This is a genomic window from Pseudarthrobacter sp. MEB009 (genome assembly GCF_030208875.1).
Lineage (GTDB): Bacteria > Actinomycetota > Actinomycetes > Actinomycetales > Micrococcaceae > Arthrobacter.
The window spans coordinates 191,581-210,503 of the sequence record NZ_JARVTC010000005.1 but is presented as its reverse complement, the minus strand read 5'-3'; the positions used below and the strand labels follow the sequence as shown (position 1 = coordinate 210,503).

21 protein-coding genes are annotated in these 18,923 nt (G+C 62.6%); 10 read left to right on the top strand and 11 right to left on the bottom strand.

Translation table 11 applies throughout. The features are described from left to right. Positions 1-78 precede the first annotated feature (78 nt). A complete protein-coding gene (locus QRN07_RS04710) occupies positions 79-1,074 on the bottom strand; it encodes a glycosyltransferase (RefSeq protein WP_285240461.1) in 996 nt (331 codons plus the stop codon). A 375-nt stretch (positions 1,075-1,449) separates the two neighbouring features. Here QRN07_RS04710 and QRN07_RS04705 point away from each other — a divergent pair, with 375 nt between their 5' ends. From QRN07_RS04705 to QRN07_RS04685, 6 genes are all read left to right on the top strand, one after another. Next, a complete protein-coding gene (locus QRN07_RS04705) occupies positions 1,450-2,898 on the top strand; it encodes a sugar transferase (RefSeq protein ID WP_502934778.1) in 1,449 nt (482 codons plus the stop codon). 38 nt (positions 2,899-2,936) lie between these two features. Next, positions 2,937-3,206 (top strand): UDP binding domain-containing protein, encoded by a 270-nt coding sequence (locus QRN07_RS19820; RefSeq protein ID WP_502934776.1) that lies wholly within the window; start codon positions 2,937-2,939, stop codon positions 3,204-3,206. Positions 3,207-3,209: 3 nt separating this feature from the next. Beyond that, positions 3,210-5,075 carry a DUF4012 domain-containing protein gene (locus QRN07_RS04700; protein ID WP_285240460.1) on the top strand — a complete coding sequence of 622 codons (1,866 nt, stop codon included), beginning with the start codon at positions 3,210-3,212 and terminating at the stop codon, positions 5,073-5,075. Between the two features lie 180 nt (positions 5,076-5,255). Then, the gene (locus QRN07_RS04695; protein ID WP_285240459.1) at positions 5,256-5,864 is read left to right on the top strand and encodes an LPXTG cell wall anchor domain-containing protein; all 609 of its coding nucleotides are present in this window, start codon (positions 5,256-5,258) and stop codon (positions 5,862-5,864) included. A gap of 199 nt (positions 5,865-6,063) precedes the next feature. Further along, complete coding sequence (locus QRN07_RS04690) at positions 6,064-6,417, top strand: VanZ family protein (protein ID WP_285240495.1); 354 nt, start codon at positions 6,064-6,066, stop codon at positions 6,415-6,417. Continuing rightward, on the top strand, positions 6,333-6,509 hold the full coding sequence (locus tag QRN07_RS04685) for a VanZ family protein (RefSeq protein WP_285240490.1): 177 nt from the start codon (positions 6,333-6,335) through the stop codon (positions 6,507-6,509). Before QRN07_RS04690 ends, QRN07_RS04685 begins: the two co-directional genes overlap by 85 nt. A 16-nt stretch (positions 6,510-6,525) precedes the next feature. On the opposite strand, the gene galU is transcribed toward QRN07_RS04685, so the two are convergent. Genes galU through paaA form a run of 7 tightly spaced genes read right to left on the bottom strand, consistent with a single transcriptional unit; the run spans position 6,526 to position 12,357 of the window. Beyond that, the gene (galU, locus tag QRN07_RS04680; RefSeq protein ID WP_285240458.1) at positions 6,526-7,416 is read right to left on the bottom strand and encodes a UTP--glucose-1-phosphate uridylyltransferase GalU; all 891 of its coding nucleotides are present in this window, start codon (positions 7,414-7,416) and stop codon (positions 6,526-6,528) included. A gap of 9 nt (positions 7,417-7,425) precedes the next feature. After that, on the bottom strand, positions 7,426-8,235 hold the full coding sequence (locus tag QRN07_RS04675) for an enoyl-CoA hydratase/isomerase family protein (protein ID WP_285240457.1): 810 nt from the start codon (positions 8,233-8,235) through the stop codon (positions 7,426-7,428). 30 nt (positions 8,236-8,265) lie between these two features. Beyond that, entirely contained in the window at positions 8,266-9,486 is a 1,221-nt protein-coding gene (gene paaE, locus QRN07_RS04670) for a 1,2-phenylacetyl-CoA epoxidase subunit PaaE (protein ID WP_285240456.1), read from the bottom strand. A 12-nt stretch (positions 9,487-9,498) separates the two neighbouring features. Beyond that, entirely contained in the window at positions 9,499-9,999 is a 501-nt protein-coding gene (paaD, locus tag QRN07_RS04665) for a 1,2-phenylacetyl-CoA epoxidase subunit PaaD (RefSeq protein ID WP_285240489.1), read from the bottom strand. Between the two features lie 11 nt (positions 10,000-10,010). Next, entirely contained in the window at positions 10,011-10,940 is a 930-nt protein-coding gene (gene paaC / locus QRN07_RS04660) for a 1,2-phenylacetyl-CoA epoxidase subunit PaaC (RefSeq protein ID WP_285240455.1), read from the bottom strand. After that, complete coding sequence (gene paaB, locus QRN07_RS04655; protein ID WP_056596652.1) at positions 10,937-11,341, bottom strand: 1,2-phenylacetyl-CoA epoxidase subunit PaaB; 405 nt, start codon at positions 11,339-11,341, stop codon at positions 10,937-10,939. Before paaB ends, paaC begins: the two co-directional genes overlap by 4 nt. Beyond that, positions 11,338-12,357, bottom strand: coding sequence for a 1,2-phenylacetyl-CoA epoxidase subunit PaaA (gene paaA, locus QRN07_RS04650; protein WP_285240454.1), 1,020 nt, complete (start codon positions 12,355-12,357; stop codon positions 11,338-11,340). The genes paaB and paaA overlap by 4 nt, the downstream gene beginning before the upstream one ends. Before the next feature lie 143 nt (positions 12,358-12,500). Between paaA and QRN07_RS04645 the strand changes: the two genes are divergently transcribed. Further along, entirely contained in the window at positions 12,501-12,965 is a 465-nt protein-coding gene (locus QRN07_RS04645) for a pyridoxamine 5'-phosphate oxidase family protein (protein WP_285240453.1), read from the top strand. Between the two features lie 16 nt (positions 12,966-12,981). Here QRN07_RS04645 and QRN07_RS04640 read toward each other — a convergent pair whose 3' ends face one another. From QRN07_RS04640 to QRN07_RS04630, 3 genes are all read right to left on the bottom strand, one after another. Continuing rightward, positions 12,982-13,464 carry a pyridoxamine 5'-phosphate oxidase family protein gene (locus QRN07_RS04640; protein WP_285240452.1) on the bottom strand — a complete coding sequence of 161 codons (483 nt, stop codon included), beginning with the start codon at positions 13,462-13,464 and terminating at the stop codon, positions 12,982-12,984. A 75-nt stretch (positions 13,465-13,539) separates the two neighbouring features. Next, on the bottom strand, positions 13,540-14,001 hold the full coding sequence (locus QRN07_RS04635) for a pyridoxamine 5'-phosphate oxidase family protein (RefSeq protein ID WP_285240451.1): 462 nt from the start codon (positions 13,999-14,001) through the stop codon (positions 13,540-13,542). A gap of 57 nt (positions 14,002-14,058) precedes the next feature. After that, positions 14,059-14,691: a hypothetical protein gene (locus tag QRN07_RS04630; protein ID WP_285240450.1), complete on the bottom strand. Its 633-nt coding sequence runs from the start codon at positions 14,689-14,691 to the stop codon at positions 14,059-14,061. Between the two features lie 247 nt (positions 14,692-14,938). Between QRN07_RS04630 and QRN07_RS04625 the strand changes: the two genes are divergently transcribed. The 3 genes from QRN07_RS04625 (at position 14,939) to QRN07_RS04615 (ending at position 18,873) form a co-directional block, all read left to right on the top strand. Further along, positions 14,939-15,994: a zinc-dependent alcohol dehydrogenase family protein gene (locus QRN07_RS04625; protein ID WP_285240488.1), complete on the top strand. Its 1,056-nt coding sequence runs from the start codon at positions 14,939-14,941 to the stop codon at positions 15,992-15,994. A gap of 114 nt (positions 15,995-16,108) precedes the next feature. Beyond that, on the top strand, positions 16,109-18,451 hold the full coding sequence (locus QRN07_RS04620) for a cation-translocating P-type ATPase (RefSeq protein WP_285240449.1): 2,343 nt from the start codon (positions 16,109-16,111) through the stop codon (positions 18,449-18,451). Positions 18,452-18,459: 8 nt separating this feature from the next. After that, the gene (locus tag QRN07_RS04615; protein WP_285240448.1) at positions 18,460-18,873 is read left to right on the top strand and encodes a DUF1003 domain-containing protein; all 414 of its coding nucleotides are present in this window, start codon (positions 18,460-18,462) and stop codon (positions 18,871-18,873) included. The last annotated feature ends 50 nt before the right edge of the window (positions 18,874-18,923 follow it).

The following is an 18,923-nucleotide window of genomic DNA, read 5'->3' as shown; positions in this document are numbered from 1 at the left end:
CTAGTACCTCGGAGGACGCCGCCAGAAGCCCTGCCGGTGGACCGGAAGACTACCTGTGGAGCTCAGCGCCCCAAGTAGTCACCGGCGTCGGTAAAGGTTCCCGAGTGCGTTTGCCTGGGCCTCGTCGTTGCAATCCGCAAGCGCCTCGGCAGTTAGTTTCACCATGTTCCTGCGGAAGCTGGAGGAAATGAGACTCCGCCACTCCTCTACCAAGTCAGCTGGGGAGTCGATAAGTACTGGCATGTCCACGCCGTCAAAGGCTGCGATCCTTCTGGCAACAACGGGAACCCCTATGAGTGATGCCTCAAGAACTGCGATGGGAAAACCCTCCCACTTTGCAGAATGAATGTAGACATCCGCGGCCTTGAGCTGGTCCAAGACCCCGCTACGTGGCAGCCAACCTGTTAATTCAATATTGGCGTTCGTAAGCATAAGTTCAGTTTCCGGGTCGCCACCCCCAATCCAGACTGCATCTATATCAAACCCCGCTTTCCGAAGGTCGATGACGCAGTCTCGGAAGAACGCAGGATCCTTTTGAGGACCCAAGCGGCCAGCACCGACCACTCTCGTCACCACATCTTGAAAGTGCAGCTCAGCGGACTCCTCAAGGTCCTGTGACGCGACGTTAGGAACATGAATGCTGCGAGCCGAAGCGAGTGGCCAATTGGAGAGTGCTTCTTCCCTTTTAGAGCAGGCAGCAAATGCCGTGGTATTGAACGAAAGAAGCCATTCCATGGCCCAATATATAAAACGGTGGGATACGCTGCTATCTTTTCTCTCAAAGCCATAGCAGTGAGGGGTGTATATGATCGGCCGGCTATCACTTTTGACAATCGCCGCTCGAACGTAGGCTCCGGCAAAACTTGAGTGAGCGTGGACAATCGCCGCGGGTTGGCTCTTGAAATAACGACGCAGGTCTCTGACCCGACGAACGTGGCCCGTCCTGAGCCTCGTAACAGAGGCGAAGTCTGCAATATCCGTCTCCTCGACGGGTGCGTCATCTCTCGGAGCGTAGACCAGATGATGCTCGGCCGAAGAATAGTTTCTGCAGTAGTCGCGTATCGCTGCAGCCACGCCACCGCCGAAACTTTCGGTTACATGCACGACCGGCCGCAAGCGCGCCGTCAATTCTGACTCTTATATTGTCCCCAGCCCATGCCTCAAATATAGGGCAAACGTGAAAGACAGTAGACCGCGCCCTTGTGAGCTTCGTTACACCGCAACAACGGCCTTGCAGAGTTCTCTCCACGGATTCTTCTTTTGATTCCCATTTCCGCGTATGGACCGACATATTTGCACACTCAGCAAGGATCAGCGACCATTATCAACAGGCCTTGCAAGGATTGCTGTCATCCGCTGAAGACACGATTCTCGGGAGAACTGAGACTGATGAGGCGAGGAAGCCCAGACATGGGCTCCGACCGTCAGTGGACGAGCCCGGCCGAAACAATGGGGGGCACTTTGAATCAAGAAGTGGATTGGCGGGCTAGAGTATCCCGCCGTCTCGGAGTCGTCGATGCCATCGTCATCACTTGGGCCGTGCTTGGCGCGTATGTCGTACGATTTGGCATTGACCCAGGTCCAAGCATTAGTGGACAGGAAGCCACGTACGGGTGGCTTTCCGGCTTTCTAATCCTAACGTGGTGGCTAATGCTTGGCGCATGGACTAGCCGCAACTACCGCGTCCTAGGCAGTGGCGCCGAGGAGTACAAACGTGTCGCTGCTGCCTCCCTCTGGCTGTTCGGCGCCGTCGCTATATTTTCCTATGTCTTCAGGATTGATACAGCCCGCGGATATGTCGGGGTTGCCCTTCCTGCTGGACTCTGCGGGCTACTCCTTGCAAGGTGGCTCGTTCGTCAGCACCTCAATGTCGACCGTCAACGCGGCAAAAGCATGCAGCGTCTACTACTCCTGGGCGGTCCGGGTGCCGTCGCGCACCTGGCAGAGTCGCTTACACGCTCAAAGCATGCCGGATACTTGCCCGTTGCCGCATACTCCCCCGGTGCCACGGACCAGCAAAGCCACAATTCGACGTCCGGCCTACCCATCCTGGGCACCAGCCCTGATCCAAAGCTGATTCTCGAAGCGATCACCTCATGCAGCGCGGACGCCGTTGCAGTGTCCGCGGGCGTCCAACTTCACCCTCAGACCCTCCGCCACCTGGGTTGGGAGCTTGCTTCGCGCAATATCGGCTTGATTATGGCACCAGCTCTAACGGACATTGCCGGTCCGCGAATACACACGCAACAGGTTGCCGGCCTCCCTCTGATTCACGTGACCACTCCGACACTCGAGGGTGGTCAACGCGTCGCCAAGCGGTTGTTCGATGTTGCCGTGTCGGGAATGTTGATCGTTATCGCATCACCGATAATGGCCATAGTTGCCGTGATGGTTCGGCTTGACAGTGCTGGCCCGGTGCTCTTTAAGCAGGATCGAGTGGGCATTGAAGGATCGCACTTCAGGATGCTGAAGTTTCGGTCCATGGTTGTTGATGCCGAGAAGCAGCTCCAGAATATGACTCATATGAACGAGGGCAGCGGAGTCCTCTTCAAAATTAAGGATGATCCGCGTGTAACGCGCATAGGCAGCGTACTCCGCCGATACAGCTTGGATGAGCTACCCCAGCTCTTCAACATCTTTGGTGGATCAATGAGTTTGGTCGGACCACGACCACCGCTGCCTCGAGAAGTTGAAGCCTACGAGCACGATGTCCGCCGACGGCTCTTGGTTAGGCCCGGACTCACGGGATTGTGGCAGGTAAGCGGCCGCTCTAACCTCTCTTGGCAGGATTCCGTCAGGCTCGATCTTTACTACGTGGAGAACTGGTCTCTCACGGGCGACTTAGTTATCTTGCTTCGAACAGTGCGTGCGGTATTCCGCAGCACAGGTGCCTACTAGAGTTAAGAACTTGCATTAATGCCCTCCGGGGGAAGGAAATGACCATGCGAATTTCTGTCATAGGCTGCGGTTATCTGGGAACCGTGCAAGACGCAGGACGGGTGGCCCTCAAGGCAAATAGCGATGTCGCTGTCCAAGATGCAGACGCGTTACTTCTGCTGACTGATTGGCGCGAGTACCGTGAGCTCGGTCCATGTGAGCTGTCCAACACGGTCGGCTCGCCTCGGATATTTGAAGGACGCGCTGTTCTGGACCCGGTCAATTGGCGGGTCGCGGGATGGAACTACCGCGGCATGAGGCGTCCGTAAACGATGGCTGATCCAGAACGCGGCAAAACTTCCCCAATGGATGCCGGCAGGAGCAAAAAACTTCAGACCGCGGCTTTTGGGCGACGGCTCGTCCCAACGATATCGTTGGTGGCGATGCTTTTTGTTCTTCTTTCGGCCGCCACCTTATGGCTCGGCTCAAGGGCATCAGTAATAAACGATGAGCTAAACGAAGCAACGGAATTAATCGCGACGCTGAAGAATCAGATAACAGGTAATGGTCGGGACGAGGCCACGGCGACCGTGGAGCAGATTCGTCTACACACAGGTGCAGCGAGAGACGCCGCCAACGATCCGATCTGGAATCTTGCATCAACACTGCCGCTAGCGGGGCCAAACTTCAGTGCCGTTTCAGAAGTTGCGCGCTCAGCCGACGATGTTGCCACTTTGGGCTTGACGCCCTTGGTGAAGGTCTTCAATTCCCTTAACTGGGACAGCCTGCTGCCAAACAGTTCAGGGACAGATTTGGGGCCGCTCAAGACAGCATCGCCGAGCGTCGCGAGTGCGGCCTACGCGGTTCGTTCGTCCGCCGACCGACTTGACCAGATAGATGTAAGCAAGCTCCTGACGCAAGTAGCGGCACCGCTGAACCGAGCCAAGAACGAGCTAGCCACGGTAAGCGGAACACTTGATGCTGCTGCATCCGCCTCCAAAGTCCTGCCGTCCATGCTCGGGTCGGAGGCTCCCCGCGACTACTTGCTAATGATCCAAAACAACGCAGAGGCTAGAGCCTCCGGCGGGATTCCCGGCGCTTTGGCAGTGCTCACCTTAGAAAACGGCAAGTTGACTTTGGGCGAGCAAAGCAGTGCAACCGAGGTCGGCATCATGTCACCCATCGTGCCTACTGATCCCGAGCAACTTGGAATTTACTCGGGTCGCCTGGGCAAGTTCATGCAGGATGTGAACTTGACTCCGGATTTTCCGACGGCCGCTTCGACTGCGCAGGCTATGTGGGAGCGCAAAACAGGACAGGCGGTTAGTGGAGTTATATCCATCGATCCGGTGACTCTCAGTTACATTCTGGATGCAACGGGACCTGTAACCCTGACAAACCCTGAGCTTGTAACACTGGCACGAGGGAATCTGCCAACCCAATTGACCAGCCAGAACGTGGTGCGGACATTGTTGTCTGATGTCTATTCAAAGATCCAACAGCCGACGAGGCAGGACGCATATTTCGCTGGCGTTGCACAGGAAATATTCGCCGCACTGGCTGACGGTAAAGGAGACGCCACGGGCTTAGTTGAAGGGTTCATGCGCGGCGCGGAAGAAGGTCGTGTACTCGTCTGGTCTGGAACCACCCAGGAACAGGAAATCATTCGGGAGTACCCGCTCAGCGGGTCGATCAATGGCCCCAGTGTGTCTCCGGCCGAATTTGGTGTCTATTTCAACGACGGAACAGGCGCCAAGATGGACTACTACATCAAGCGCACTGTGCAGTTGGTAAAGGAATGTGCACGTGACGGGTACGAGCAGACCACGGTCCGAGTGACCAGCACCAATACGGCCCCCCTAGACGCCGCAACATCCCTTCCGTCGTATGTGACCGGTGACGGAATATATGGCGTGCCCCCAGGATCCGTGCAAACCAACCTCGTAGCTTACGGCCCCGTGCAGGCAAATGTGGAGACAGTTACCGACGGCAGCAAGCAAGTGGGGTTCGCTCCATATCTCCATGGCGACAGGCCTGTTGGTGTATACGCCATCCGCCTGGCACCCGGTGAAAGCAAAACGGTCGACTTCACGTTCGGAAAGATCGTGCAGCATACGGAACCTTCACTGGTTGTCACACCAACAGTGCAGCCCGTCAAAGACGTAATCCTGCCAAATCTTGAGTCTGTATGTGGCTGAAAATAAGACCATCGCGTTAACACTATGTAAACCGTATGGATTGACGTTGCTCACACGGAATGACTGCTGGTAACGTCTGCAGTGGGATAAATATCCGTAGTTCTGCACCTGGTCTTAGTGCGGAGGGGGAAAACTCCTAATCGGGTACCAACAAAACTTAAAGTCTCCGGGGGGACACACATGAAAAAAGCACTCGCTACCATCGCGCTTGCGGGCTCCATTGCACTCATCGGCTCGGCTCCCGCCATGGCCGCCCAGTACCCGGTGACTCCGCCGGCCGCTGCTGTCACCACCGGTACGCCGGCACCGGGACAGACGTTCATCTTCACCGGCTCGGGCCTGTTCCCGAACGAGGAAGTTGTTGTCACCGTAACGCCGCTGGATGAGTCTGCACAGGGCGCGGGCACCACATCCGTCGCCTCCGTGATCAGCGTGTTCACGGCACCGCAGACCTTCGGCACCACCACCGATGCCCAGGGCGCTTTCTCCATCCCGCTCGCCCTGAACGAAGCAGGCACTTACAGCATCACCGCCCGTGGCGTGACCTCCGGCATCACCGTTGGTCCCGTTGTTGTAAAGGTTGCAGCCTCGCTGGCCAACACCGGCGGCAACGCATCCGGCAACGCCGGTGGCGGCGCTCCGCTGGCCAACACGGGCTCCGGCCTGGCCAACACCGGCGCGGATTCCGGCCTGATCCTCTGGACCCTGGTTGGCGCGGGCGCGCTGGCTGCCGGTGCAACCTCTGTTGTGGTTGTCCGCCGCAAGGCCAAGTCCGAGGTTGCTGCCTAACTAGCAGCCTCACCAAGCACCACGGAAAGTGGGCGGCCCCGGGAAACCGGAAAGCCGCCCACTTTCCACATTTAACCCCGAAACCCCTGCGGTGGACTGCTCCGCCTGTGGTACTGATTGGACCTATGGGGAGACCATGGCGCAGCACACCACACACCTGCCTGCCTCTGGCCTGCCTCCGCGGGCTCCAGGCGGCCCGGTGAGGCTCCTGGACAACCACCGGCTCTGGCAGGCGGTCCTGCTGGCCATGATGGTCCCCCTGGCCTTTGTGGCCTTCTGGCCCACGCCGGTGGATGCGCCCGTGGGCAATGAGTTGCAGGACTTCCTGCGCCGGCTCCACCGGCACGGAATCCCCCGCTGGGTCAATTACCGTTTTGTGGAAATGTCCGCCAACGTGGCCCTTTTTGTGCCGCTCGGATTTGTGGCCGCCCTTGCCTTTTTCCGGAAACGCTGGTGGCAGGCGGGCTGGTGGGGCTGTTGCTTTCCTGCTGCATTGAACTGGGCCAGCTGCTGTTTCTCCAGGACCGTTTTGCCAGCCCCATTGACCTCATGACAAACACGTCAGGCGCAGTCATAGGCGCGCTCATTGCCACCGCTGCCATCAAAATAAAACAGGCCCGCCGCCTTGCGGCAGCGGACCTGTGAAAAGCGTTGATTAAAGCTAGTTGACGAAGGCTTTCATCCAGCTTTTGAGGTCTTCGCCGAATTCCACGCGCTCGGAGGCCAGGGTGATGACGGCCTTGAGGTAGCTGAGCTTGTCGCCGGTGTCGTACCGGCGGCCCTTGAAGACCACCCCGTACACGCCGGAGCCGTTGCCCTCGCCCGCGGCAAGGGTCTGCAGCGCGTCGGTCAGCTGGATTTCGTTGCCGCGGCCCGGAGGGGTGTTCTCCAGGACACCGAACACGGCCGGGTGCAGCACGTACCGGCCGATCACGGCCAGGTTGGACGGCGCCTCGCCCACAGCGGGCTTTTCCACCAGGGAGTTCACGCGGACGTAGTCCTCGCCCGCCACCACGGAAATGTCGGCACAGCCGTAGGCGCTGATCTGCGAGGGGTCAACCTCGATCAGGGCGATCACCGATCCACCGGTCTTCTGCTGGACCTCCATCATGGTACTCAGCAAGGACTCGGCCTCATCGATGAGGTCATCCCCCAGGAGTACCGCGAACGGCTCGTTGCCCACGTGCTGGCTGGCGCACAGCACCGCATGGCCCAGGCCCTTGGCCTCACCCTGGCGCACGTAGTGGATGGGCCCCAGGTTGGAGGCGTGCTCCACGGCGGCAAGCTTGTCCGTGTCACCCTTCCGCTCCAAGGCACCTTCCAGGCCGGGTTCCCGGTCAAAGTGGTCCTCCAGGGCACGCTTGTTCCGTCCCGTAATCATCAGCAGGTCAGTCAGGCCCGAATTCACGGCCTCCTCCACCACGTACTGGATGGCCGGCCGGTCAACAACCGGCAGCATTTCCTTCGGCATTGCCTTGGTGGCGGGCAGGAAGCGAGTCCCCAATCCGGCAGCAGGAATGACGGCTTTGGTTATAGCTCTCCCCATAGTCATAGCTGAACCTTACAAATCAAGCATGGCGGATGGCAATTTGCCGCCGGTAAATTGCGGTGCCCGTTTTTCCTGGAAGGCCCGGAACCCTTCGGCATAATCGTCCGTTGAGCACAGGCGGGCCTGCTCCGCGTTCTCCTCCTGCATGGCCTTCCACAGGCCCAGGCGCTGGTCCCGGATGTGCGCCACCAGGTCTTTGCTGGCCGTGAACGCCTCTGTTGCGCCTGCCGCCACACGCGCCACAATCTGCCGCGTTGACCCCAAAAGTTCATCGGCCGGCATGGTCCGGCTGAACATTCCCTGCGCCACAGCCTCCGCGCCACTGATCAGTTCCGCTGTGTAAATCAAGTCCAGCGTGCGGTGCATGCCCAGGCGCTCGGTGAAGTACCAGTGCCCGCCGGAATCCAGCGTGGCCCCCAGCTTGGCGAACGGCGACCCGAACTTGGCGTTCTCCGCCACGTACACCACGTCTGTGGCCAGCAGCAGGCCCAGCCCCACCCCCAGGCAGGCTCCGTGCGCGGCGGCGAACGTGGGCGCCGGGAACGCTGCCATCTTCTGCAGCAGCGGCTCCACCAGCCCACCCAGGTAAGCGGCGGCGTCGTCATTCTCCGGCGTGACCCCGGAAATGTCGCGGCCCGCGCAGAAGGCCCGGCCCTCTCCCCGAAGGAGCAGGGCCCGGACCTTGCCGCGGGAGGCGGCGGCAGCGGCGTCGTCGTACGCCTGTGTTAAATCCTGCAGCGCCTGCTCATCCAGCGAGTTCAGCTTGTGCGGCGCGTCCAGCACCACCTCGGCCACGTTGTTGCTGATGGAAAGGGAAATCATGGGTTGCTCCTAGGATTCCGGCGAAGGGGCTTAGACGTCAAAGTCCAGCGTGACGTCCTTGCTGGTGGGGTGCGACTGGCAGGTGAGCACGTAGCCCTTGTCCAGCTCATCCTGCTCCAGCGCGTAATTTTCGTCCATGGTCACGCTGCCGCTGACCACCTTGGCGCGGCAGGTCCCGCACACTCCCCCGGCGCACGCGAACGGCACATCGGGGCGGACCCGCAGGGCTGCATTCAGGATGGACTCACGGGCATGGGTGGGCGTGGCCACCTCACCCTGCAGGCCATCCAGCTTGAACGTGATCTTGTAGGTATCCTGGGACTCGTCCACCACCACGGGACGGCCGGCCTGGCCTTCCGGACGGTCCGGCTTGCCGGAGGTGAACAGCTCGAACCGGACGTTCTCCGGCTTCACGCCGCGCTCCGCCAGGGTGTCCCGGCACAGCTGCACCAGCTCGAACGGCCCGCACAGGAACCATTCGTCCACATCGTCCGCGTGGATGGCGGTGCCCAGGAGCTGCTGCAGCTTCTCCGCGTCAATCCGGCCGCTCAGCAGCGGCGCGATCCGCTGCTCGCGGGACAGCACGTGGTGGATGGCCAGCCGCTGCGGGTACCTGTCCTTCAAGTCCGCAAGTTCCTCCAGGAACATCACGTCCATGGCGGCCTTGTTGGCGTAGATCAGGTCGAACCGGGTGTCAGGGTTGGCTAGCAGCGTCCGGGCAATGGCGATCACCGGGGTGATGCCGGACCCCGCCGCAATGGCCACGAAGCTGCCCGCCTCCCCTGCCAGGTCCTCCGGGTGGTTCATGGAGTTCATAACGTTTTGCTCCACCGAGCCGTCCCGGCCGTGCTTGGACACAAACGCGCCCATGGGGCTCATCACCTCCAGGGTGTCCCCCGCCTTCAGCTCGGCGTTGGCCCACGTGGAGAACAGCCCGCCCAGGTCCTGCTTCACGGCCACCCGGATCTCACTGGTCCCGTCCGCGAAGCTGCGCGGCTCGGCGCAGATGGAGTAACTGCGCCGCACCTCATGGAGTTCGCCGTCAGCATCCGGCAGCGTGGTGCGCAGGGCAACGTACTGGCCTGGGAGGTAGTCGAATTTCCCGGCCAGGTCCTGGGGCACCCCGAAGGTGACCTCGATGGCATCGTCGGTCAGCCGGCGCACCTCCGCCACGGTGAGGGTGTGGAAGGACGGACGACGGCGGCCGGTGGCCTCCGCCGTTTCGGCGGCGCTCTGGCGGACAACAGTCATGGGGTGCTTCCTTTACAGGACTTTGAAGTAGTCGAACGGTTCGCTGCAGTCCTGGCAGACGTAGAGCGCCTTGCAGGACGTGGAACCGAAGCGGGTGAGTTCCTTGGTGTGCAGGCTGGCGCACTGCGGGCACTTCACGGCCATCTGCAGCCGGATGGGACCTGCGTGCCGGGCCGCGCCCGCCAGCCCGGTAGGCGGTGCGATGCCGTACTCCTGCAGCTTCTGCTTTCCGGCGTCCGTCATCCAGTCGGTGGTCCAGGCCGGGGCGAGCACCAGGTCCACGTGCACGTCCGCGTAACCCTCTTTGGCGTAGGCGGCCTGGAGGTCGTCACGGATGGCGTCCATGGCGGGGCAGCCCGAATAGGTGGGCGTGATGGTGACCGTGACGCGCTCCCCCGCCACCTGCACGTCGCGGAGGATCCCCAGGTCAGCGATGGTGAGGACGGGGATCTCCGGATCGCACACGGTGGCGGCGATGTCCCAAACCTGTTGGGCCGCCGTCGTACGTTCCATTGCCACGGCGGTCACCACTTGGCTCCGGGATGCTCGCGGGCCAGGACCTGCATCTCCGCGAGGAGGTAGCCCAGGTGTTCGGAGTGCTTGCCGGCGCGGCCGCCGCCGGGTGCTGCCGGAACCTCCGGCACCTCGAGTTCCGCCGCCGCCAGGAGCTCGCCGGCCAGCCGGTCAAAGTCCTCCCGCAGGCTGGACGGCAGCACTGCCGCACCGGCTTGGGCCAGCCGCTCCGTGAGGTCATCGTCCTGGAACAGTTCGTTGACGTAGGGCCACATCAGGCGCAGCCCGTGGATCATCCGGCGGCGGGATTCCTCGGTGCCGCCGGCCAGGCGCAGGATCCACTGGGCGCTGTGGTCCCGGTGGTAATCCACTTCCTTGACTGCTTTGGCGGCGATGGCGGCCAGGGTGGCGTCGCTGGATTCGGTGAGCCGGCGGTACAGCTCGAACTGGTAGTAGCTGACCATAAACTGCCGGGCGATGGTCACGGCGAAGTCGCCGTTGGGCTGTTCGAACAGCTGCGCGGAGCGGAACTGGTGCTCGCGGCGGAAGTAGGCCAGGTCATCCTCGGTCCTGGCCGTGCCGTCCGGGTTGTCCATCCCGCCGGCCGCGTAGGTGAGGAAGGACCGGGCGTGGCCCAGCTGGTCCAGGGCGATGTTGCCCAGGGCCACATCCTCCTCCAGCTCCGGGGCCCGTGAAATCCAGTGGCCCAGGCGCTGGGACAGGATCAAGGCGTCGTCGCCCAGCCGGAGCGCGTACTCGGCGACGTCTGCGGTGGGCTTGACCTGGCCGGTGCGGACCTCCAGGGCGATGTCCTCGGGGCGGAGGGCGTTGCCGGGGGTGATGCGGGTGGCGCTGGCGTTGCTGTCGCCACTGCCGGCCACCCCGGTGGAGATGTCGCCGTGGCCGGTTTCCTGTGCCGTGTTGGTTCCGGTGCGGGTCACAGGTGCTTCACCCCTTCGCTCTTGGTGTAATACGTGGCATGCCGGTAATCCTTGCCCTGCGGGGACTCGAAGAACGATCCCTTGGCGTCCGGGTCGCTGGCGGCGATGGCATCCGCGGGGACCACCCAGATGGAGACGCCCTCGTTGCGGCGCGTGTACAGGTCCCGGGCGTTGCGGAGGGCCATGGCGGCGTCCGGCGCGTGCAGGGAGCCGGCGTGGACGTGGCTCAGGCCGCGGCTGGAGCGGACAAAGACCTCCCAGAGGCCCCAGCCGTTCCGGACTCCCGCTTCCTTGGCTGCTGCTTCCGGGCTGGGGGTTCCGGCCGGGACCTTCGCGGCTTCTTCGGCTACTTCCCTGGCGGCGCTGACGGGGGCATCGGGGTTTCCGTGTGGTGGCGTCATGCTGCGAATTCCTTTGTCTCTTTGGCCTGCTGTTTTGCTGCGTAGGCGGCCGCTGCCTCGCGGACCCAGGCGCCGTCGTCGTGCGCTTCCCGGCGACGTTCCAGGCGCTGGGCGTTGCAGGGACCGCGGCCGGCCAGGACCTCCTGGAACTCGTTCCAGTCCAGGGGGCCGTGCTCCCACTTTTTGGTGTCCTCGTTGAAGCGGACCTGATCATCGGGGAGCGTGAGGCCCAAGACCCGGACCTGCTCCACCATCATTCCCACAAACCGGCTGCGGAGCTCGTCATTGCTGAAGCGCTTGATGTTCCAGGCCATGGACTGCTTGGAGTTTGGCGAATCGTCGTCCGGCGGGCCAAACATCATCAGGGCCGGGGCGTACCAGCGGTCCACGGCGTCCTGCGCCATCTGCTTTTGTTCCGGGGTGCCGTTGGCGAGTTCCAGGAGGATCTCGAAGCCCTGGCGCTGGTGGAATGACTCCTCCTTGCAGACGCGGACCATCGCCCGGCCGTACGGTCCGTAGGAGGCACGGCACAGCGGAACCTGGTTGCAGATGGCGGCACCGTCCACCAGCCAGCCGATGGCGCCCATGTCCGCCCAGGTCCGGGCCGGGTAGTTGAAGATGCTTGAGTAGCGGGCCTTGCCGGCGATCAGGTCCGCCATCATCTGGTCCCTCGACTGGCCGAGCGTCTCCGCGGCGGAGTAGAGGTACAGCCCGTGGCCGGCCTCGTCCTGGACCTTGGCCATCAGGATGGCCTTGCGCTTGAGGCTGGGGGCGCGGGAGATCCAGTTGGCTTCGGGCTGCATGCCGATGATCTCCGAGTGCGCATGCTGGGAGATCTGACGCAGCAGTGTCTTCCGGTAGGCCGGGGGCATCCAGTCCCGGGGCTCGATCCGGGAATCCTCCGCCATGACGCGGTCAAAGTAGGCCTGGCCGTCCGCCTGGTGCTGCCGGGCCTGTTCCTGGGCTGCTCCCGCCTGGGGCTCTGCGGGCACTGACTGCAGGTTCTGCGCTGCCATGGTTGCTCCTATGCAATGTCCTTCTGGACGGCCGCAGATTTATTTACCGACCGTTCGTTCAGGATATGCGGAGGGGCTGCGGGGCGTCAAGCGTGGGGGGCGGGGCGGCGGGCATGGGCCGGACGAGGTCTAGGATCGGCGTCATGACCACTATCCAGCCAGGACCCCAAACGGAAACCCTTTCCCCGGCAGAGTGCTGGGACTACCTTCAGTCCTCCTACATCGGGCGGCTTGCCGTCATCAACGGCACCAGCCCCGAAATCTTTCCCGTGAACTACCTGGCCGTCAATGGGACGCTGGTCTTTCGCACTGCGCCCGGAACCAAGCTGCGGGCACTCGCTACCGGCGCGGCCGTGGCGTTGGAAACAGACGGCCTCAACGCCTACGGCACCGAGGTCTGGAGTGTTGTGGTCAAAGGAATACCAGCACCGTTTGAGGGCGACCTGACCAGCCTGGCGGAAGCCGACCCGGACCGCCAACCGTGGGCGCCCGGGCTCAAGGACCATTTTGTGCAGATCGCGCCGACAGAGATCAGCGGCAGGCGGTTCCCCGTCCACTCGCGGTCTCGGTGGTGGCCGCCGTTGGATTTCTCGGCCGACTGGGAATAGGGCCGTGGCGCCCCGCCTACTCCGGGGACGCCTGCGGTGCAGTGCTGAACTGGGTCCACCACGTCAGCGGCGGGGTGACCCGAAAGCGCCTGCCGGTGATGGCGTCCGGTGTGATCCGGACGAAATGGTCCTTTTGGCCGCCCTGCCACGGGAAAAGGAAAAGAGACATTGAATCGAGGATCTCCTCGGTTCCTGTCAGAGCAGCGGCTTTGCCCTTAACCACCACGCTCCAGGCCATCCCCGAAGCCGCGTCGACGCCGTCGGCCTCCAGCGCAACCGGAGTCCCGCCCAAGGCGCCGCCAAGTTTGGTTCCCCCGCCGGTCCGGAAGACGACGCTGCCATGGTCCACTGCGTAGTTGAGCGGAAAGATGTCGGGATGGTCATCAACCCACACCGCCAGCCGTCCAACCGATACCTGCCGCAGGAGTTGCCAGCATTGTTGGGAGTCAAGGTTTTCCACGGACGCCGGCGTCTCGGGTGCATTGGACTGGTTGGTCATGAAGCAGACCCTACGCCCGCACGGTCAACCGCACCAGAGCGCCGGATGGGGTGCGATTGCCGATTCCACCAGGGGCTACTCGAAGGACGCGCGGCGCTCATCATGCAACCGGGTATTCCATACGTCCGGAGCGGCGACCCTGAACCGCCGCCCGGTCAGGGTCAGGGGCGAGAGCCTGACGTAGTGGCGTTTTGTGCCGGGCTCCCACGGTTCCAGGTTCAGGACATCCACCGCTGACAGTTCAGCCGGGTCCTCAATCAACGTCGTGGTGCCCCTGACGACGACGCTCCACGCCTCGGCGGCCTGGGGGTCGTAGCCGTCGATTTCAAAGGCCGTGGGCTGCTGCTTCGCCGATGCCCACAGCTTTGTCCCGGCGGCTGTCCGGAAAACGATGGTTCGGCGTTCGAGGACAAAATTCACCGGAAAGATCTCCGGGCGGCCGTCCACCACAAGGGCAAGCCTGCCCACAATTGATGCAGCCAACAGCTCCCAGCACTGGTCGAAGCTGAGGTGGGAGTCGTTCGGTGATGCAGCCATGTAATACCTCCGGTGTTTGGTGCGGGCGTGGAGCTGGATAAATGGTTTGGTTTTGCTTCACTCCGGCTGGATTCGTGCCACGCCGGCCTGGTGGACGGATTTTTGCACACGCACGGCAGCGAAGCTGGTCAGAAGTGCCACGGTGGCGGCCATCAGCAGGCCGGCCACCAAGTAGGCCCCCAGGAGCACGGGGAAGGAGGTTGTTTCGTCGATGAATGGAGAGGGCGCCAGGGTCCACAGGATGCCCGCTGCCCAGGCACCGGCATTGGCCGGTACCCACCAAAAGGCGCGCCGCATCACTCTGCGCAGGACGAGCCACTGCAGGGCAGGAATCGACGCCAGCAGCAGGAGCGCCCCGGCGATCATCCACGGCACAGACGCCGGTGAGCCCGGATCGAAGCCGGCGATGGTGCTGGGCAGCATGCCAATGGACCACGCCACGGCGGCGCCCAGCGCTGTCACGGCAACCCAGGCTGGACGCCGAACCAGCGCAGGACCAAAACCGATCGACTGCCCAACCCCAAGCAAAGCCCCTTCGCAGGCTCCAGCAGCGATCATCACCGGGTAGACGATGAAAGTTGGTGTGGCGGCCACAGCCATCACACCGCCTGCGGCGGCCGGGATCATGAACCCGGCTGCCTCGCCGGCCGTTACGGCAATCACCCACCGGCGCCGGAGCGGGCCTGTCATGGGAGCGCTTCGGGCACGTTGCACTCAATGGAATCGAGGAAAAGCGCGGACAGGTATTTCACGTGCATCGGCTCCTAAAGGACCTCCGGATCCCAGTGTGTGCCTATTCGCAGCGAAAGTGCGCACAAGTCAGATGAATTCTGACCGTGACGCCAAGAGGACCTATACGCTGGGCTGGTCTGAACACCGCGATGCCGCCGAACGCAACCCTCAATCGAGGGCGCCTTGGTCGATCGAAAGACTGATGATGAAAGCACTTGTTTATAAGGGTCCGGGTCAGAAGGCATGGGAAGACGTGGCGGATCCGAGGATCCAGAAGCCCACCGACGTCATCGTACGAATCGAGACGACAACCATTTGCGGTACCGACCTGCACATCCTCAAAGGTGACGTTCCAGCAGTCCGTCCCGGCCGCATCCTCGGGCATGAAGGGGTCGGCACGATTACTGAAACCGGATCCGCCGTCACGAGCCTCATGATCGGTGACCGGGTGATCATCTCGTGCATTTCCGCCTGCGGGCATTGCGACTATTGCAAGCAGGGCGTCTTTTCCCACTGCCTGGGCGAGGAAGGTGCGCCGGGAATCGGCTGGATCCTCGGACACCTCATCGACGGGACGCAGGCAGAGTTGGTGCGCGTCCCGTACGCCGGGACTTCCGTTTACAAAGTGCCCGACGGCGTCAGCCCCCAGGCCGGAACGTTGCTGTCGGATATCCTCCCCACTGGCCACGAAATCGGCGTGCAGTACGGAGCCGTCAAGCCCGGGGACGTTGTGGCCGTCGTCGGCGCAGGTCCTGTGGGGCTCGCGGCCATCACCACCGCCGGCCTTTACGGGCCGTCACGGATCATCGCTGTCGACGTCGACCCGAACCGGGTGGAGCTGGCAGCAGCCTTCGGAGCCACGGACGGCGTGGTATCAACCGACGCCGACTGGCGGGACCAGGTTTTCGCCCTCACGGATGGCCTCGGCGTCGATGTTGCCATTGAAGCCGTTGGCGTCCCGCAAACCTTTGCGATGGTCCTGGATATTGTCCGGCCGGCCGGCCACGTTGCCAACGTGGGCGTGCACGGTCAAGGCGTGGAACTGCCGCTGGATAAACTCTGGATCTCCAATATCACCATCACCACGGGCCTGGTGAACACCAATACAACCGGAACGCTGCTCAAACTCGTCGCACAGGGAAAATTGCGGGTGGACCAGTTCGTAAGCCACACGTTCGATCTCAAGGACATCGAAAAGGCGTACGATTCCTTTTCCCGGGCCGCCGAAACCAAGGCCCTCAAGGTAATCCTCAACGCCTGAGTGGCCATGACACCGCGAGAGCACGCAGCACTCCGTCCGTTGCCCGGGCCCCCAAGGGTAGGGCTTTCCACCGACGAGGTCGCCGTGCGCGTTGGCGCCGGTTTGACCAACGTCATGTCCGATCGGTCCAGCAGGAGCCTGTGGGACATTTTCAGGGCCAACGTGCTGACTCTTTTTAATGCAATAGTTGCCGGCAGCTTCCTGCTGCTCCTGCTGCTGGGCCAGTGGCGGGATGCGTTGTTCGGATTCGCCGCCGTGAGCAACGCCCTGATAGGCGTGGTGCAGGAATACGTGGCGAAAAGGTCCCTGGACCGGCTGGCCGTTCTCAACTCGCCGCAGGCACGGGTACTCCGGGACGGCGATATTCAAGACATCGACGTCCAGGACGTTGTGATGGACGACATTCTGGTCCTCCGCGCCGGGGACCAGATCCCTGCGGACGCGTTGATGCTGGACTCGGCTGGCCTGGAAGTCGATGAGTCCCTGCTCACCGGCGAATCGGACCCCGTACAAAAGGGCATCGGCGCCGAGGTCCTGTCCGGCTCCAGCGTCGTCACCGGTCACGGCCTGGGATCGGTGACCAAAGTGGGGCCGGAGTCCTTTGCCAGCCGACTGACGGCCGAGGCCAAACGGTTCTCCCTTGTCCAGTCAGAGATCCGCCATGGGCTCAACCGGATCCTGCGGTGGATCACCGTGGCCCTGCTTCCGATCATGGCCATCGTCATCAACGGCCAGATGCAGGGCCAGGGCGGGTGGCACCACGCAATCGCAACCGGAAGCTGGAAAACCGCTTCAGTGGGGGCCGTCGCCAGCGTTATCGCGATGGTTCCGTTGGGTCTGGTTCTTATGACGAGTGTCGCTTTCGCCGTGGGCGCCGTCCGGTTGGCGCGCCAGAAAGTACTCATCCAGGAACTCGCTGCAGTGGAAGGCCTCGCCCGCGTGGACATGCTGTGCCTGGACAAAACGGGAACGCTCACTGTTGGGAGGATCGTTTTCGACGCCGTCCATGACTCCGGCACCAAACCACCCGACGGGTGGAAACAGGCCCTTGGCTGGTTCGGGACAGACCCCAATGCGAACGCCACCGCCCGGTGCCTTGCCGAGGCCTTCCCGGCCGACGCCACAGTCCGTCCGATTTCCTCAGTTCCTTTTTCGTCCAGCCGGAAGTGGAGTGCCGTCAGCTTCACCGCAGGCTCGTCCATGGCGGGAACGTGGCTGCTGGGTGCCCCGGAGATCGTCCTTGAACCGGGGACAGCTGACGCCGATAGTGCCCGCCGGACGGCGGCCCACCTCGCCTCAACCGGCCTCAGGACGCTGGTCCTGGCCCACTCGGCAGGGACAACCGCTGCCGGAAGAACGGGTGAGGCGGCGCTGCCGGCCACGCCGGTTCCTGCGGTACTGCTGACGTTTCGTGAAAAAGTCCGGCCTGACGCGGCCCGGACGCTGTCCTACTTCAGGGAGCAGGGCGTCGGGCTGAAGATCATTTCCGGGGACGACCCCCGCACCGTCGCAGCGGTTGCCCGGGACGTGGGCCTGGACACTGGTGGCGGTTTCGACGCCCGTCAGCTGCCTACCGATCCGGAAGAGTTGGCTGCTGTGATGGAGCTCCACACTGTATTCGGACGGGTCACTCCGGCGCAGAAGAAAGACATGGTCCGTGCCCTGCAGAGGCGGGGGCATGTGGTGGCAATGACCGGCGATGGTGTCAACGATGCGCTGGCCTTGAAGGAGGCCGATATCGGCATTGCGATGGACTCAGCAGCGGCCGCTACCAAAGCGGTCTCAAGACTGGTTCTCCTGGACGGTCGGTTCGACAGGCTCCCTGGAGTCGTTGCGGAAGGCCGGCGGGTCATTGCCAACATCGAGCGGGTCTCCATGCTGTTCCTGGCGAAGACCGCCTACGCGGTGGTTCTTTCCGTCCTGTTCGGTGCCCTGCTCTGGGGATTTCCGTTCCTCCCCCGCCAGCTCTCGGCCACGGACGGCATCACCATCGGCATTCCTGCATTCTTCCTGGCGCTCATGCCGAACCCGCGCCGCTACCGGGCAGGATTCCTCAAACGATCGTTGTCCTTCGCCGCTCCCGCCGGGCTCATCATTGCCCTGGCCGTCCTTGGCATCAACACCTATTCACTGATGGCCGGCCACGGCACGGGTTCCGCCACCAGGACAAGTTCCGCCCTTGTCCTGACCCTGATCGCCTTATGGGTGCTGGTGGTTCTCTCGCGGCCCATGAACCGCTGGCGGGCACTCATCATCGGTGCCATGTACGCCGCCCTTGTCCTTTTGCTGACAGCCCCGCCGCTCCAGGATTTCTTCCAGTTCACCCTTCTGGGGCAGGAACATTTGACAGTATCCGTCTCGATCTCCCTCCTGGGCTGCGCCGCCGTCGAGCTTCTGCATCGGGCCCACCGGCGGCACTCAACGACACCCCCGCTTCCGTCATCCAGGCAGGTCTAGTCTGAGTCATGAGCCATCAGCAGAACACCTGGCATGACAAACACAAAGCCTCCCTTACCAGCGGACAACGCGCCGCCGACATCATGCGGAACGGAATGGGCAGCTGGCCCTTTGTGGGAAGTTTCATCGGCTTTATGCTCATCTGGGCCGCCATCAACACCTGGGCGCTGGCTTCGAAGGCCTGGGACCCGTATCCGTACATCCTGCTGAACCTCCTGCTCTCAATGTTGGCCGGACTCCAGGGCGCTATTCTCCTCATCGCGGCCAAGCGGCAGGACGCCATCGCAGCAGCAATGGCCCAGCACGACTTCGACACCAACACCAGGGCAAAGGAAGAAATCGAACTCCTGATAACCATCAACCGCGAACAGCTCGAAATCCTGAAGGAGCTCAAAAAGGCACGAACGGACTTAGTTTCCTGACCGATGCGGACGGACGTCAGCCGGGGGCGCCGGCGGCGCCGGACACCGCG

Excerpts from the sequence above, each read along its gene's own strand:
- QRN07_RS04620 (WP_285240449.1), top strand. The coding sequence starts at position 16,109 with ATGTCCGATCGGTCCAGCAGGAGCCTGTGGGACATTTTCAGGGCCAAC.
- QRN07_RS04635 (WP_285240451.1), bottom strand. The coding sequence starts at position 14,001 with ATGGCTGCATCACCGAACGACTCCCACCTCAGCTTCGACCAGTGCTGG.
- QRN07_RS04695 (WP_285240459.1), top strand. The coding sequence starts at position 5,256 with ATGAAAAAAGCACTCGCTACCATCGCGCTTGCGGGCTCCATTGCACTC.
- galU (WP_285240458.1), bottom strand. The coding sequence starts at position 7,416 with ATGACTATGGGGAGAGCTATAACCAAAGCCGTCATTCCTGCTGCCGGA.
- paaD (WP_285240489.1), bottom strand. The coding sequence starts at position 9,999 with ATGGAACGTACGACGGCGGCCCAACAGGTTTGGGACATCGCCGCCACC.
- QRN07_RS04630 (WP_285240450.1), bottom strand. The coding sequence starts at position 14,691 with ATGACAGGCCCGCTCCGGCGCCGGTGGGTGATTGCCGTAACGGCCGGC.
- QRN07_RS04705 (WP_502934778.1), top strand. The coding sequence starts at position 1,450 with ATGGGGGGCACTTTGAATCAAGAAGTGGATTGGCGGGCTAGAGTATCC.
- QRN07_RS04625 (WP_285240488.1), top strand. The coding sequence starts at position 14,939 with ATGAAAGCACTTGTTTATAAGGGTCCGGGTCAGAAGGCATGGGAAGAC.
- paaE (WP_285240456.1), bottom strand. The coding sequence starts at position 9,486 with ATGACTGTTGTCCGCCAGAGCGCCGCCGAAACGGCGGAGGCCACCGGC.
- QRN07_RS04700 (WP_285240460.1), top strand. The coding sequence starts at position 3,210 with ATGGCTGATCCAGAACGCGGCAAAACTTCCCCAATGGATGCCGGCAGG.
- QRN07_RS04640 (WP_285240452.1), bottom strand. The coding sequence starts at position 13,464 with ATGACCAACCAGTCCAATGCACCCGAGACGCCGGCGTCCGTGGAAAAC.
- QRN07_RS04645 (WP_285240453.1), top strand. The coding sequence starts at position 12,501 with ATGACCACTATCCAGCCAGGACCCCAAACGGAAACCCTTTCCCCGGCA.
- QRN07_RS04615 (WP_285240448.1), top strand. The coding sequence starts at position 18,460 with ATGAGCCATCAGCAGAACACCTGGCATGACAAACACAAAGCCTCCCTT.
- QRN07_RS19820 (WP_502934776.1), top strand. The coding sequence starts at position 2,937 with ATGACCATGCGAATTTCTGTCATAGGCTGCGGTTATCTGGGAACCGTG.
- paaA (WP_285240454.1), bottom strand. The coding sequence starts at position 12,357 with ATGGCAGCGCAGAACCTGCAGTCAGTGCCCGCAGAGCCCCAGGCGGGA.
- paaB (WP_056596652.1), bottom strand. The coding sequence starts at position 11,341 with ATGACGCCACCACACGGAAACCCCGATGCCCCCGTCAGCGCCGCCAGG.
- QRN07_RS04675 (WP_285240457.1), bottom strand. The coding sequence starts at position 8,235 with ATGATTTCCCTTTCCATCAGCAACAACGTGGCCGAGGTGGTGCTGGAC.